The organism is Reticulibacter mediterranei (genome assembly GCF_016587455.1).
Genome location: NZ_BNJK01000001.1, coordinates 3,318,150 through 3,331,553, shown reverse-complemented (window position 1 = coordinate 3,331,553; position 13,404 = coordinate 3,318,150). Strand labels below are relative to the sequence as shown.

15 protein-coding genes are annotated in these 13,404 nt (G+C 53.5%); 11 read left to right on the top strand and 4 right to left on the bottom strand.

The annotated features are described in order from the left end of the window. Positions 1–17: 17 nt before the first annotated feature. Together cofH and K3T83_RS14160 are read right to left on the bottom strand one after the other, a co-directional pair. Positions 18–2,438 carry a 5-amino-6-(D-ribitylamino)uracil--L-tyrosine 4-hydroxyphenyl transferase CofH gene (gene cofH, locus K3T83_RS14165; protein ID WP_220208226.1) on the bottom strand — a complete coding sequence of 807 codons (2,421 nt, stop codon included), beginning with the start codon at positions 2,436–2,438 and terminating at the stop codon, positions 18–20. A 489-nt stretch (positions 2,439–2,927) separates the two neighbouring features. Beyond that, complete coding sequence (locus K3T83_RS14160) at positions 2,928–3,764, bottom strand: alpha/beta hydrolase family protein (RefSeq protein WP_220203617.1); 837 nt, start codon at positions 3,762–3,764, stop codon at positions 2,928–2,930. A 371-nt stretch (positions 3,765–4,135) separates the two neighbouring features. On the opposite strand from K3T83_RS14160, the gene K3T83_RS14155 reads away from it, so the two are divergent. Together K3T83_RS14155 and K3T83_RS14150 are read left to right on the top strand one after the other, a co-directional pair. Next, a complete protein-coding gene (locus K3T83_RS14155; protein ID WP_220203616.1) occupies positions 4,136–4,573 on the top strand; it encodes a DoxX family protein in 438 nt (145 codons plus the stop codon). Between the two features lie 131 nt (positions 4,574–4,704). Then, positions 4,705–5,292 carry a type 1 glutamine amidotransferase domain-containing protein gene (locus K3T83_RS14150; RefSeq protein WP_236064895.1) on the top strand — a complete coding sequence of 196 codons (588 nt, stop codon included), beginning with the start codon at positions 4,705–4,707 and terminating at the stop codon, positions 5,290–5,292. Positions 5,293–5,360: 68 nt separating this feature from the next. Here K3T83_RS14150 and rpsU read toward each other — a convergent pair whose 3' ends face one another. After that, positions 5,361–5,546, bottom strand: a complete 186-nt coding sequence (gene rpsU / locus K3T83_RS14145) for a 30S ribosomal protein S21 (RefSeq protein WP_220203615.1) — start codon at positions 5,544–5,546, stop codon at positions 5,361–5,363. Positions 5,547–5,551: 5 nt separating this feature from the next. After that, entirely contained in the window at positions 5,552–5,908 is a 357-nt protein-coding gene (locus tag K3T83_RS14140) for a zinc-ribbon domain containing protein (protein WP_220203614.1), read from the bottom strand. Positions 5,909–6,281: 373 nt separating this feature from the next. Between K3T83_RS14140 and K3T83_RS14135 the strand changes: the two genes are divergently transcribed. The 9 genes from K3T83_RS14135 (at position 6,282) to ccmA (ending at position 13,402) form a co-directional block, all read left to right on the top strand. Beyond that, on the top strand, positions 6,282–6,584 hold the full coding sequence (locus K3T83_RS14135) for a hypothetical protein (protein ID WP_220203613.1): 303 nt from the start codon (positions 6,282–6,284) through the stop codon (positions 6,582–6,584). 199 nt (positions 6,585–6,783) lie between these two features. Continuing rightward, a complete protein-coding gene (locus K3T83_RS14130; protein WP_220203612.1) occupies positions 6,784–7,443 on the top strand; it encodes a TlpA family protein disulfide reductase in 660 nt (219 codons plus the stop codon). Positions 7,444–7,461: 18 nt separating this feature from the next. Further along, a complete protein-coding gene (locus K3T83_RS14125) occupies positions 7,462–7,926 on the top strand; it encodes a CopD family protein (protein ID WP_220203611.1) in 465 nt (154 codons plus the stop codon). Between the two features lie 25 nt (positions 7,927–7,951). Next, complete coding sequence (locus K3T83_RS14120; RefSeq protein ID WP_220203610.1) at positions 7,952–8,407, top strand: cytochrome c maturation protein CcmE; 456 nt, start codon at positions 7,952–7,954, stop codon at positions 8,405–8,407. An 11-nt stretch (positions 8,408–8,418) separates the two neighbouring features. Next, entirely contained in the window at positions 8,419–10,449 is a 2,031-nt protein-coding gene (locus K3T83_RS14115) for a heme lyase CcmF/NrfE family subunit (protein ID WP_220203609.1), read from the top strand. Further along, positions 10,449–11,024, top strand: a complete 576-nt coding sequence (locus K3T83_RS14110) for a cytochrome c-type biogenesis protein (protein WP_220203608.1) — start codon at positions 10,449–10,451, stop codon at positions 11,022–11,024. Before K3T83_RS14115 ends, K3T83_RS14110 begins: the two co-directional genes overlap by 1 nt. After that, a complete protein-coding gene (locus K3T83_RS14105; protein WP_220203607.1) occupies positions 11,024–11,404 on the top strand; it encodes a hypothetical protein in 381 nt (126 codons plus the stop codon). Before K3T83_RS14110 ends, K3T83_RS14105 begins: the two co-directional genes overlap by 1 nt. Then, positions 11,391–12,626 carry a carboxypeptidase-like regulatory domain-containing protein gene (locus K3T83_RS14100; RefSeq protein ID WP_220203606.1) on the top strand — a complete coding sequence of 412 codons (1,236 nt, stop codon included), beginning with the start codon at positions 11,391–11,393 and terminating at the stop codon, positions 12,624–12,626. The genes K3T83_RS14105 and K3T83_RS14100 overlap by 14 nt, the downstream gene beginning before the upstream one ends. After that, complete coding sequence (gene ccmA, locus K3T83_RS14095; RefSeq protein WP_236064894.1) at positions 12,623–13,402, top strand: heme ABC exporter ATP-binding protein CcmA; 780 nt, start codon at positions 12,623–12,625, stop codon at positions 13,400–13,402. The genes K3T83_RS14100 and ccmA overlap by 4 nt, the downstream gene beginning before the upstream one ends. The last annotated feature ends 2 nt before the right edge of the window (positions 13,403–13,404 follow it).

Sequence of the window (13,404 nt, the reverse complement as noted above, 5' to 3'; positions counted from 1 at the left end):
ACTGCTTTTCCTGCTTATTATGCTCGATTGCGCACATATCGTTTGCTTGGGGTTAGAACGATGGGCTGCAAGACTGGCGCGTTGTATGATGCCTGCCGCCGCTCATCCGAGACGGAACGATAGAGCGTCGTGCGCTGCTGCGGGATGCGTCCCAACGAGCTAATGACTTCCTCCATCTGCTCAGGCGGCAACTCCTGACCAAACTCGCCACCAGCAGCGCGGGTAATACTCTCGTTCATGAGTGTCCCCCCCATGTCGTTTGCACCCGCTTGCAGACAGATCTTGACGCCCTCTCTGCCCATCTTCACCCATGACACCTGGATGCTGGTAATCAATGGATATAGCACGAGCCGCGCGACCGCATGCATGAGAATGGCTTCGCGGAACGTCGGTCCCTTGCGCGCGCGACCTTTCCAGTACACCGGAGCCTCCATATGCACAAATGGCAGCGGCACAAATTCGGTAAAGCCGCCAGTGCGTGCCTGCAACTGCTTCAATCGCAACAGGTGTCGTGCCCAATATTTGGGTTGTTCCTGGTGTCCGTACATAATTGTGGCCGTTGTGCGGAAGCCGACTTTGTGTGCCTCCTCCATCACATGCAGCCATTCATCGGTTTTGATCTTATCGGGACAGAGCGTGGCGCGCACCTCGTCATCCAGAATCTCGGCAGCGGTGCCGGGAAGCGTGCCCAGTCCGGCCTCTTTCAATTGTACCAGAAAATCGTGTACGCTCAGGCCCAGTGTTTGCGCTCCCTGCCAGACTTCCAGCGGCGAGAAGGCGTGAATATGCATGTCGGGAAGGACGGCTTTGATAGCGCGGCACATGCGCAGGTAGGTCTCGCCAGTATATTCGGGATGGATGCCGCCCTGCATGCAGACCTCGGTTGCTCCTCGCTCCCACGCCTCTTGCGCTCGCCTCACCACCTCGTCGAGTCCCAGATCGTAGGGAGCGCCACGCAGATTTTCACTAAGCTTGCCTTTGGAGAAGGCGCAGAACTGGCAGCGGAAATAGCAGATGTTGGTGTAGTTGATGTTGCGGTTGACAACATAGGTCACGACATCGCCATTCACGCGCTTACGCAGATCGTTCGCAGCTTGGCAGATCGCTGTAAAGTCGTCGCCGCGTGCCTGGAAGAGCCGTACAATCTCCTGTTCCGTCAGATCTTCGCCTGCCGTTGCTTTTGCAATCAGAGAGCTGATGTCCGGCTGTACTCGGGTTGTATCAGGATTTAATGCCTGAGCAAACGTCTGGATGTAGCTGGCGGGGATTGGCTGTTCGGCACCTGGAGACCATTGTTCGGTGCGAGCAAAGCCGTCAGTATCGCTCGCTTGCAAGGTGGCAGCTATCAGCGATTGGTCGAGCCAGCGCGAGGCGTTGAGAACGTAGTCAGGATAGATTGCCAGGCGTTCTAGCAGGAATTTGCCAGCAGCGGCAGTTTCCTGCTCCAACTCTTGCAGATGGGGCCATTTCGCTTCGGGATTGACATGATCAGGCGTGACTGGCGAGACGCCTCCCCAATCGTTAAGGCCAGCCTTGATCAATTGGCGATAGGTGCCGGGACTAAGATTAGGGGGAGCCTGGATGTTCATAGTAGGTCCGAAGAGAACGCGCGCCACAGCCAGCGTCCAGAGCAACTCGTCCAGATCGGGTTCGGGAGCGTGAGCCATGCGCGTATCAGGCTTGGCGCGGAAGTTCTGGATAATGATCTCCTGAATATGGCCGTAGCTCTGATGGAGGCTGCGCAGTGCCAGCAGCGACTCTATCCGCTCGGCGCGCGTTTCGCCGATGCCGATCAGAATGCCCGAAGTAAAGGGAACCTGAAGCTCTCCCGCCAGCCGAATCGTTTCCAGGCGTACAGCAGGCCGTTTATCGGGCGAACCGTAGTGCGGTCCTCCCCGCTCGCTGAGCCGCTCAGAGGCGCTTTCGAGCATGATTCCTTGTGAAACGGTGACGCGACGGAGTAACGTGATATCTTCAGCCGTCATCACGCCGGGATTGGCATGTGGGAGCAAACCAGTTTCTTTAAAGACCAGTTCGGCCATTGCCGCTAGATATGCAATCGTGCTGGCATATCCCATCTCGGCCAATTCTTGACGCGCAACTTTGTAGCGCAACTCGGGTTTATCACCTAATGTAAACAGGGCTTCATGACATCCGGCTTCTGCACCTGCACGCGCGATTGCCAGAATTTCATCAGGTGAGAGATATGCTCGCTGTCCGCGCCTGGGTGGATGAGCAAATGTGCAGTAATGGCAGACATCGCGGCAGAGCTGGGTCAGCGGGATAAACACTTTGCGCGAATAACTGATGCGATTGTGGTGAACCGTGTCCCGGAGCTGTGAGGCGGTCTCAAGCAGCAGGGATAGATCAGTGAACCCGGCAAGAGAGCGAGCTTCATCGTCTGAGAGCATCTGCCCTTGAAGCGCTGCCGCCAGCATTCCGGCCTGTTCGTGTGTATTCAAACCAGTATCCTTTCGGTTAAAATAAATGAGGGATCAGCATGCAGAGAGAACTGATCTTCTCCCTCTGTAAGCCATTACTTTCTAATAGGAAAGTTACTTCACTAAGTGTAGTATTGGGAAAACTGTTTTGTCAAGGCCTGGAAGAATGGGAACCTGATAATGAGTTTTGACAAACAAGCCCGGCAATGTGTTTCGTAGTGGTCTGTCTTCAATCAATACATTGGAATGACGACCATGTATAGCAGGGGCGATGGCTTGTCCTTGCCCTGTGACCTACCGATGCGCCTGGGGAGGCGGGGCGAGGACAAGCCATCGCCCCTGCTATACATGGTCCCACCTCGGAGGATGTTCTGGACGCATCAACGCATGAAGTTTGACAGAGTACTACGAAACACACTACCGCCTTTGAAGAGAAAAATTTATCATCTTGCCTTCAGCAACGCATTTGTGGGTAGTGGAGAGTATTTAGAGGATGGAATCGAGCCAGGATAGTAGATGCTTTGCCAGGGACACGCGCACATCTGAGAACGCATGATCTGTGGGCAGAATGGCAGAGTACAGTCCAGGCGCGGGTCGTTCTTCCAGCGCTGTCACCAGAGGTGTATGATGCAGGGCTACCGGAGCGACCGTATCGTAGTTTGCTCCAATCAGGCAGACGCGGCGTTGAGCCAGGATATCTATATAGCGCTCCATCTTCCAGGCTTCGCTCTGGTCGAGAACCTCCTGGACAAGCTGTTCGGCAGTTGTGCCACGCAAAGCTGCCAGTTCACCACGCCAATGCTCAATAGTAGCTGTCAGGAGTGCTGCGTCGTCGCGTAAAAGACGTGCAAACTGCCCGAACTGAAAGCCCGCCAGCGAAGCCACGCCGTACACAGAGGGATCAGTGGCAGCAGTCAACTGTGCCGCAAAGCCTCCCATACTGTGGCCGATGAGTACTATTTTTTGCGCATCCACCCGATAGCGCTCCTGTATCTGAGAGGTTCTCAACCAGCGAAGCGCACTTGCCACATCTTCGCAGGAGTGGGTAAACGAAAACGAGCCTGGACTACCCCATGCTCCGCGATAATGGAAAAATAGTACATTCCAGCCCGCCCGCCGAAAAATATGCGCCAGATCCCCATTTTGTTCGTTGCCAGGAAAACCATGTAACAGCACAATTGTTGGATGCGGCCCGGCTCCCTGAGCCACTAACATGCGACCCAGCAAATGCTCTCCATGACTCTCAAAGGTCAGCGCAAGCAGGGTTGCGGGATATCGTTTATCGCGAGGAGAAATATCATGACTAAGTACGTCAACAGGCATACAGGACACCTCTTTGTTTTGTTTTGGTATTAGGAAAGCTGGCTTGTAGCGCTCTTACTGTGCCTTTCCCGGATAGCTTGTAATTGTACGAGGCTGTTGGTAGCTTTGTCAATGATGATTTTTTACAATCAGGATCGGTAATCGCTCGACTACAACAGGGTGAGTGCATTTCTGGGTTCATTAGTTTACACCTCATTTTCGCGGGTGGCCCGTTACCAGAACTTGAAGAAAAATCACTTGACAAATTTATATAAACGTCGTATTGTTAATTAACAGCGTTATTTTATTGGGCCAGATAATGAGGCTCTAATAATTTGACCTTTAATTAACGATGTTAAGTAAATAAGCAAAAATTCAGGGAGGAATAATCCATGTTTATGCTGATTGTGTTGGTCGTTGCGTTTCTATTGTTTCGTGGATTGGGGCTGCTTGGTGTACCCTTTCTGGCAAACTGGCAGGATAGTGCAAGCTATGCATTGGCAATTATGCTGTTGTTGGGGGCCAGCGCTCGTCTGAATGCGAGGCGCGATGATCTTATCAAAATGGTGCCGCGTTGGTTTCCGTATCCGCGTCAGATCGTGGACTTTACTGGCGTATGTGAAGTATTGGGCGCTATTGGATTAATGATTCCTTTGACCAGAAGCGCAGCAGGCTTTTGTCTTGTGGTGATGTTTATCGCCATCTTTCCAGCCAACATCAAGGCCGCTGTCGAGCATATTCCCTTGAATGGTCAGCCGCCGACACCGCTCTGGTTACGATTACCGATGCAACTGCTCTTTATTGGCTTGGCACTCTGGGCGGCGTTGTGATGAAGCCTTGCATGTGTGAGTAACGAAACTGGTCGGTAATACGTGTACTGAAAGGTCGTAGAGTGGCATTCCCCGGGTGCGTGAATTGATGATACAGGTAAGAGGAGAAAAATGATAGAGAAAGGAGTGCTATGATGCAGCACAAACTAGAAGGTACACGTATTGCCATTATTGTTTCAGACGACTTTGAGCAAGCAGAATTTACCGAGCCGAAGAAGGCATTAGAGCAGGCGGGAGCAACCGTTACAGTCATTTCTCCGAAAGCGGGACAGGTCACGGGGATGAATCACGACACCAAAGCGGATAGCTTCCCGGTCGATATGACGCTCGATCAGGCCAACCCCAATGATTTCGATGGTTTGATGTTACCAGGTGGTGCGCTGAATGCAGATTTCTTGCGTATGAACCCTAAAGCACAGGAGTTTGTTAAACGTTTCGACCAGACGGAGAGGCCGATGGCCGTAATCTGTCATGCGCCCTGGCTGCTGGTCTCCTCTGGTTGCGCTAAGGGACGCACACTGACGAGCTATCATACAATTCAGGATGATATCCGCAATGCCGGTGGCAACTGGGTAGACAAGGAGATGGTACGAGATCATAACCTTGTGACCAGTCGCAGCCCGAAGGATCTGCCAGCTTTCAATTCGGCGATGGTCTCGCTCTTCGCCGAGTATAAGAATCAGAAGGCACAGCAGCGACAGGGAACGATTACGGCCTGAACATAATAAAAGAGATCTGGAGGAAATGTTCTCCAGATCTCTTTTATTATGTTCTGTCTGTTGCTGAATTAGCGAGAGGAACGCTGGCGTCGGCGACGCTGGGCCTCTGCCTTGCGTTTACGGCGAGCCTGTGGACTCTCGTAATGGCGACGACGGCGTGCTTCCGCTAGAATACCAGCATTTTGAATTTTACGATTAAATTGTTTCAATCCGCGCTCAAACGAATCTCCGGGGATTAACAGTACATCACTCACTAGGATTACCAGCGCGATCTGCGATCAGACGAGCGGCGTCCTGATCCCTGTGGTTGGTAGCAATCGCTACAATAGACGGGACGATCTTCGCGTGGCTGGAAGGGAACCTGAGCCTCTTTTCCGCAGCTTGCGCAGGTAGCGCTATACATCTGGCGAGGTTCGCGGGCGTATCCTCCATCGTTGCTGTATGATCGGGAGCGATCACCGCCTGAGCGAGTGGCTTTATGAGCGGCGCGGCATGAGGGACAACGGGTGGGGGAGTTCATCAATCCACGGCTAGCATAAAATTCCTGTTCGCCGACGGTAAAAATGAACTCTTCATTGCAGTCACGGCAATACAGTGTCTGGTCAGTATATGGCATGTGTCTTCTCGATTCCTGGGTATCAAACCCACTTAAACTCTTCTGTATTGCACGGCTAGCAATAGATTCTCTATTCTGAGCAACAACGCACTATACAGCATTGACACAGTATAGCATATCTTCCTCAAAAGTGCGATAGTTTTTTTCTCAATTTTCTCAAAATCCGGGGAAATGCTGTAACGATGAGATTATTTTATGTTATGCCTCTTCATTCTCATCACAGGCAGAGATAAGTTGAAACTTCTATCGGGGTGTGGAACGTGAAGAAGTATGAGGACATTGGCATACAAGCTTTTCCTCTCAGAAGTATATATCATCAGGGTAAAAGCCCTACAATTTATAACGGAGGTGTTTTATGGTAGGTGAGTCAAAAATGACAACTAACCATGATGAGATTCGCAAATGGGCAGAGGCGCGCGACGGCAAACCGGCAACGGTGAAAAGCACTGCTAGCAAGGACGATGTCGGCCTGTTGCGCATCGATTTCCCTGGCTATAAAGGTGAGGGTACGCTCGAAGAGATCACCTGGGACGAGTTCTTCAAAAAATTCGATGAGAAGAAGCTGGCCTTTTTGTATCAGAACAAGACCTCCAGCGGCGAGGAGAGCCGTTTCTTTAAGTTTGTGAGCCGCGAAACCGCTGATGAGAAGAAGACCCACAAAGCCGCCCATAAGTAAGTAGAGGAAAGCACTAGGCCGCTTGACAATCTCCTGTAAAGAGACAGGTGCAACGCAGGTTGTGCCTGTCTCTTTGTTTTTGGTATGTATTCAGGTCATTGTAAGGTGTGTCTGCTTGACTGCAAGCCCGCTATCAGGCCCAAGCACCATAATCATTCAGATAGTATTTCTCAAAAGCAGGACAAGAGAGTAGTAAATTATGGAAGTAAAAGGTGTTGCCTCCGACGAATTGCCGCAGCCACAGGAGCCGGTAGCAGACCCCACCATCGTAAAAACGCGCTCGCGCAAGCGGAGTATTACTATCTTTGTGGTGGTGAGCATTCTCAATGTTGCCCTGCTCGCCCTGCTCTGGACGCAGTTGTTGACGCCAGCTCAGAATGCCTCATCGGAACAGAGCAGTAGCAACGCGTATGGTGATGTAAATAGCCCGCTCATTGGGAAGCCCGCCCCTGACTTTAAGCTGGCAAAGCTGGGTGGAGGTGGGAATGTCAGCCTTTCCGATTTCAAGGGCAAGCCGGTTGTCCTCAATTTCTGGGCATCCTGGTGTGATCCCTGTAATGCAGAGGCTCCTTTCTTGCAAAAAACTTGGGAGACGCGCTTGCAGTCGCAGGGCGTAGTGCTGCTGGGTATTGATGGTCAGGAGAAGACCAGCGACGCTCAGGCGTTCATGCATAAATATGGCATCAGTTACCCCAATGTTCAGGATACGCTTGACGGTTCAACTGGCATCAGCTATGGCGTGGCGGGCTTTCCTGAGACCGTATTTATCGACCGCAACGGGGTCGTGGTGGCGAAGAGCATCGCCATCCTGGATGAGAAAGTTCTGGATCAGGAGCTAAAAAAGCTGGACCTGAACTGATGAGTCTGTGAGGTCGCCATGTTCTTCGTAGAGATTCGCCTGCTGATGCGTGCTGCTCACGTACTGGCAGGAGCGACCTGGGTTGGTGGGAGCATGATGTATCTGGTGGTGGTGCTACCAGCGCTGCGCCTGGGTGGTCCGGCTCCCGCAGTGTCGGCACAGGTGGCGGCGCTCTTCAAGCGCATGGTGAACATCTGTGTCGGCGTGCTGCTGCTAACCGGAGCGTATCTAACGGTTGATCGGTTGAGTCAAACAACGCTTGGCTTGCCTTACGTGATAGTATTGGGATTGAAAATTATCGCCGCTCTGTTTATGTTTATTCTGGCGATGTATCTGGCTCAAAGCAATATTCGTCGGCTGGCAAAGCGCAATACGCGCATCTCAAAGGTCGCGCCACAGCTTATGCTGGCTCTGGGCATACTCGTATTTTTACTGGGCGCACTGCTCAATAGCCTCTTTGAGGCCGCGCTTGCGCCGCATTGAGGACGGAAACGAGGAGGACTTATCTGTGCCGCCTGCTCTCACAATTACTGAAAATGATATAAAAGAGAAAGCGCCGCAGCGAAAACGCATTCCACTGAGCTTTATTCTGGTTGGTATTGCGCTGCTGGGCGCGATGGTTTATCTGGTCTACACCAATACGCAGGCCAACGCCGCTTACTATATGACGATCAATGAATTGAGGCAGTGTACCACCTGTTCGGCCCAGACCGTGCGCGTGGCCGGTGTGGTCAAAGAGGGGTCTGTGGTGCGCAACGATCAGCAGGGGACGCTGCAATTTGCGATGACCGATGGAGGACAGGAGATGCATGTTACTTATAGCGGCGTGATCCCTGATATCTTCCGTCCTGGTGTGCAGGTCGTCGTTGAGGGCCATTACAACCAACAGGGTTCATCCTTCCAGGCTCAAACGTTGCTTGCCAAGTGTCCATCGAAATTTCAGTCCATGACACCAACGCCATAGCGAGGAGAGCCGTGTATTTTTCAGATCTAGGGACAATTGCGCTGATCCTGGCAGCAGGATTTGCCCTCTATACTATCGTTGCCTCCGTGTTTGGTGCGACACGCGATAAGCCGTTACTGGTTGTTAGCGCTCTACGCAGCACGCTGGTTGTGACCGGATTTCTGCTGCTGGCGGCGGCGGCCCTGATCGTCTCGTTTCTCACCCACGATTTCGGTGTGAGCTACGTTGCTCAGCATTCCAGCAGCACAATGCCCTGGTACTTCATCACAGCGGCCTTTTATGGCGGTCAGGAGGGATCGTTGCTCTACTGGGCGCTGATGCTCTCCATCTTTTCCGCCGTCTTTGTCTTCACGTCCCGGCGCGCACCTGCTGCCCTGGTGCCATATGTGCTGGCAACGCTGATGGGCATCGAACTCTTCTTTCTGGTAATGCTGACCAGCCTTTCCAATCCCTTTGTGCGCCTGCCACATCCACCCGCAAACGGCGTTGGCTTAAATCCGCTGTTGATGGACCCTGGCATGTTGATTCACCCACCTGTCCAGTTGTTGGGCTACATGAGCTTTTCGATGCCCTTTGCCTTTGCTGTGGCGGCGATGATTACAGGCAAGCTCAATAGCGATTGGTTGCGCTCGCTGCGCCGCTGGTCGCTGGCGGCCTGGACGTTTCAGACGATGGGGCTGCTGCTTGGCGGCTGGTGGGCCTATCACGTGCTTGGTTGGGGCGGCTACTGGGGTTGGGACCCTGTTGAGAATGCGGCCCTGCTCCCCTGGCTTACCTCAACGGCTTTTCTGCACTCAACAATGGTTCAGGAGCGCCGGGGCATGCTCAAGGTCTGGAACCTGTTTCTGGTGATTGCCTCGTTTGCCCTCTCGATCTTTGGCACGTTTCTTGTGCGGAGTGGCATTATCAATTCGGTCCATTCGTTTGCCTATTCCTCGATTGGCCCGTTCTATCTGGCGTTCCTGATCGTGGTGATCGCCTTTTCGACCGCGCTCTTCATTTTCCGCCTGCCCAGGCTCCAGGCCGAGCAAGAGTTTGATTCGGTGGTCTCACGCGAAGGGGTGTTTCTGCTCAATAATCTTCTGTTGCTTGGCATTACCTTCGCCGTGTTGTGGGGAACGCTGTTCCCGGTTATCTCGCAGGCTATTCGCAATCAGACGATGACCGTTGGGGCACCATTCTATAATCAGGTCGTCGGTCCCCTCTTCGCTATTTTGATTGTGGCGATGGGCATTGGCCCGTTGCTGGCCTGGCGTCGCACTTCGTCTGCCGCGTTATGGCGCAATGTCTGCGTGCCCGTCGTGATGGCTGCTCTTTGTGCTGTGATTTTGCCGCTGGTCGGTGTGACCAATGTGGCGGCGAATATCGGCTTTTCAGCCTGTGCGTTCACTGCCGGAGCTATCCTCTACGAGCTATGGCGTGGTGTGCGTGTGCGTCACAATCACGGCGAGGCGTATCCGGTCGCGCTCTATATGCTCTTCAATCGCTATCGGCAGCGCTACGGCGGTTATCTAGTGCATCTGGGGCTGGTCTTGCTGGCAGCTGGTATCATCGGCTCACACTTCTTCCAGATCCAGAAGGATGCGGTTCTCAAGGACGGCCAGGAGATCAGCATAAATGGCTATCGCATCGTCTATCGCGGCAATATCGATATGCATCAGCCTGGGAGCGAGGTTGTCATTGCTCAGGTGCAGGTGTGGCGCGATGGTCAATTGCTGACCTATACCTATCCTGGCCGTACCTTCTATCGCAACTTTGACAATCAGCCAGCCAGTCAGATCTCGATCCTGACCTATGGCCTCAACGACCTCTATGTCTTGCTGGATAACTGGGATGGCCCCTCGCAGGCCACGTTGCGTGTGTTTGTGAATCCTCTCATGCCGCTGCTCTGGTATGGCGGCGTGTTGATGTTGCTTGGTGGCGTGATCTGCTGGTGGCCGGTGAAAAAGCGGGCGAGCGTTGCGGTGGCACGTTCTGCTGCTACGGCGAAGGCAACAGAGCAGCTTGCAATTGCTGGCACGGGTGATGGAGGAGACAAGTGATGAAGCCGAAGACGACGAGACGGCGCGCGCAATATCTGGTGCTGGCTGTGCTGCTGGCGATCGTGGCGATCTGGTCCGCGATGTTTATTCGCACATCGACGCAAAAGACGCTCGATCAGCGCGTGCAGGAGGTGGCGTCGCAACTGAAATGCCCCATCTGCCAGAATGAATCGGTGGCCGACTCGCCTTCGTCGCTGGCACAGCAGATGCGCATGGTGATTCGGCAGCAATTGCAGGAGGGGAAATCGGAGCAGGAGGTTGTGCAGTATTTTGAGCGCAGCTATGGCGACAAGATTATCAACACTCCTCCCTGGCAGGGCTTCTATCTCTTGATCTGGCTGGTGCCTATCACCCTGTTATTGGGTGGTATTGTGCTGGTCTGGTTGACGCTGCGCGATTGGAGCAGTCAGGCAGCTCCTGCTTTCTCCGCAACGGAGCCGACAAATGGTGCTGAAGAGGATACTACATCATCTGTTCTTGACGAGGACGAATTCGCGGCATATCGGATGCAATTAGAGCGTGAACTGGCTGAAGAAGATCCACTCTTTGCGCGCCCAGGATTGGAGGGTCGTTGATGGCTATTGTGATTGCGATTGCGCTTGGACTGCTGGCGCTGGCGTTTGTCTTGTATCCACTGCTGCGTCACGCCCCCGCAGCCATACCAGCGATGGCTGCGAACATTGCTAGCGTTGAAGAGACGGCCCAACCATTGGAGCGCGAACAGGCTGCACGCTCCGCTTTACAAGAGGTTGAGCTTGATTTCCAGCTTGGCAATATTGAGGAGCCAGATTATCGCGCCTTGCGCGAGCGCTACATGAAGCGTGCCCTGGTTGCATTGAAAGCCCGTTATGAGCGCGAGCAGGAGTTGGACGAATTGATCGAGGAGCAGTTGCGCACGATGAAGAACCAGCAGAACGACGCGGGGAAAGAGCAGGCGAACGATGCGCGTGAATAGATTTCCGATCTGGGTGACAGCTCTTCTCTTTGGGCTGCTTTTGTGCCTACTTCCCGCCCCGGCTCATGCAGCTGGTAAGAACGATGGGCATATCTCTGGTCGTTTGTTGAATGGTACGCAGAAAAATGCGCCTGTTGCCAATCAGAGCGTGACGCTTCAAATGGCACAGGGCACGACGAGCAAGGATCTTGCCTCTGTGACGACGGATGCGCACGGTGCCTATTCTTTCAATAACCTGGCGACCGATAAGACGATCAGCTATGCCCTCTATATTAACTATCAGGGGGCACAATACGGTTCCGATGTTATCACGCTCGACAGCAAGCCTGAGCAGCAGGTGAACCTCACCGTGTATGAGGCCACCTCCGATAGCTCGAAGCTGGCGATTGTCCGTGCGACCGTACTCATGCATACGCCGGATAGCCAGAAGGGATCGTTCACCGTCTCGGAAGCGTTTGCCTTTCAAAACCTCGATAATCATGCCTTTGTCGGCTCACTCGATGCCAGCAAGGGGCGTCCCAAAGCGCTCTTCTTCTCGCTGCCAGCCGGAGCGCGCAACGTCAGCCTGCAAAAAGGCTTCGATGGCTATCGTTCGATACAGGCTGATAGTGGTTTTGCCAGCGACGCCGCGCTTTTGCCCGGCACCAACGAGTTCGCGCTGACCTTTGAGGTTCCCTATAGCTCCTCGACCTACGATTTTCGCTACGTCGCCATGTATCCAACCGTTGAATTGGCAATGATGGTGCCACCGCAATTACACGCATCCGCACAGGGGCTAACGTCGCAGGGAACGGTCAGTAGTGATAATCATCCCTATCAATTGTTGAGGGCAACGAAACTGCTCAAAAATCAGGATGTGCAGGTGAGTCTTGAGGGGCTACCAACATCGACCGCTACCAGCACGCCAGCGCAGGTCAATAGCTCGAATATCTGGTTGATTGTGGGCGGCGTGTTGCTGCTGGCCGTTCTCTTCGTCGTCTGGTACGTTTTCCGTTCCAGTCGCCAGCGCGCGAAAAAGTCGGATCATGAAACCATGACTGATAAGGTGAAGGCGGGAGGATCGCGTAAAGAGCAGCAGCAGGTTTTGTTGGAGGAGCTATTAGAGCTCGATAAAGCATTCGAGGCCGGAAAACTGAAAAAAGCGGTGTATCATGAGCGGCGAGCGAGGGCCAAAGCGCAGTTGCGCACGCTGATGAGCGAGCAGGAGATGGCGAAACGATGAGCGGACGATCCAGTGTGGAGGAGGCCAGACCAGCTATGCCTGTAGATGATATGTCTCTGGTAGCGACGACGCAGATACTTGCGGTTGAGGTGCGAGGGCTGAAAAAGAGCTATGGGCTGAAACCTATTCTGCGCGGGATCGATTTTGCTTTGCAGCAGGGTCAGCAAATGGCGCTATTGGGCGCGAATGGAGCCGGTAAGACAACCATCCTGCGCATTCTGGCCGGATTAAGCAGACCGAGCGCTGGCACTATTCATGTGACGGGTATTGATCTGTTGCGTGATGCGCAGCATGTGCGGCAGCACGTTGGCCTGGTGGCCCACCAGCCCTATCTTTATGAAGAACTGACGGTCGTAGAAAATTTACTGTTCTTTGCTCGCATGTATGCGGTGGCGCGAGCGCAAGAGCGGGTGCAAGAACTGGTGGAGCGTCTGGGATTGGAGAAGCGAGCCAGGGAACGGGTAGGTTCGCTCTCGCGTGGACAGGTGCAACGGCTGGCCTGGGCGCGAGCGCTGGTGCATGATCCGCATCTACTCTTGCTTGACGAACCAGATACCGGGCTGGATCAGGAGGGACAGCGCATCATCAATGATCTGCTCTCTGAGCATCGTACGCGGGGAGGCAGCGTTATCTTTACCACGCATCAGCTTGAACAGGCATTAGCACTGAGCGATAGTATAGTGATGTTGCGTCATGGCCGTATTGCTTACCGACAGGACAGCGCTGCTTTGACCATACAAGAGTTGCAAGAGGCATACGGCGAGGCGGTGCGGTAACG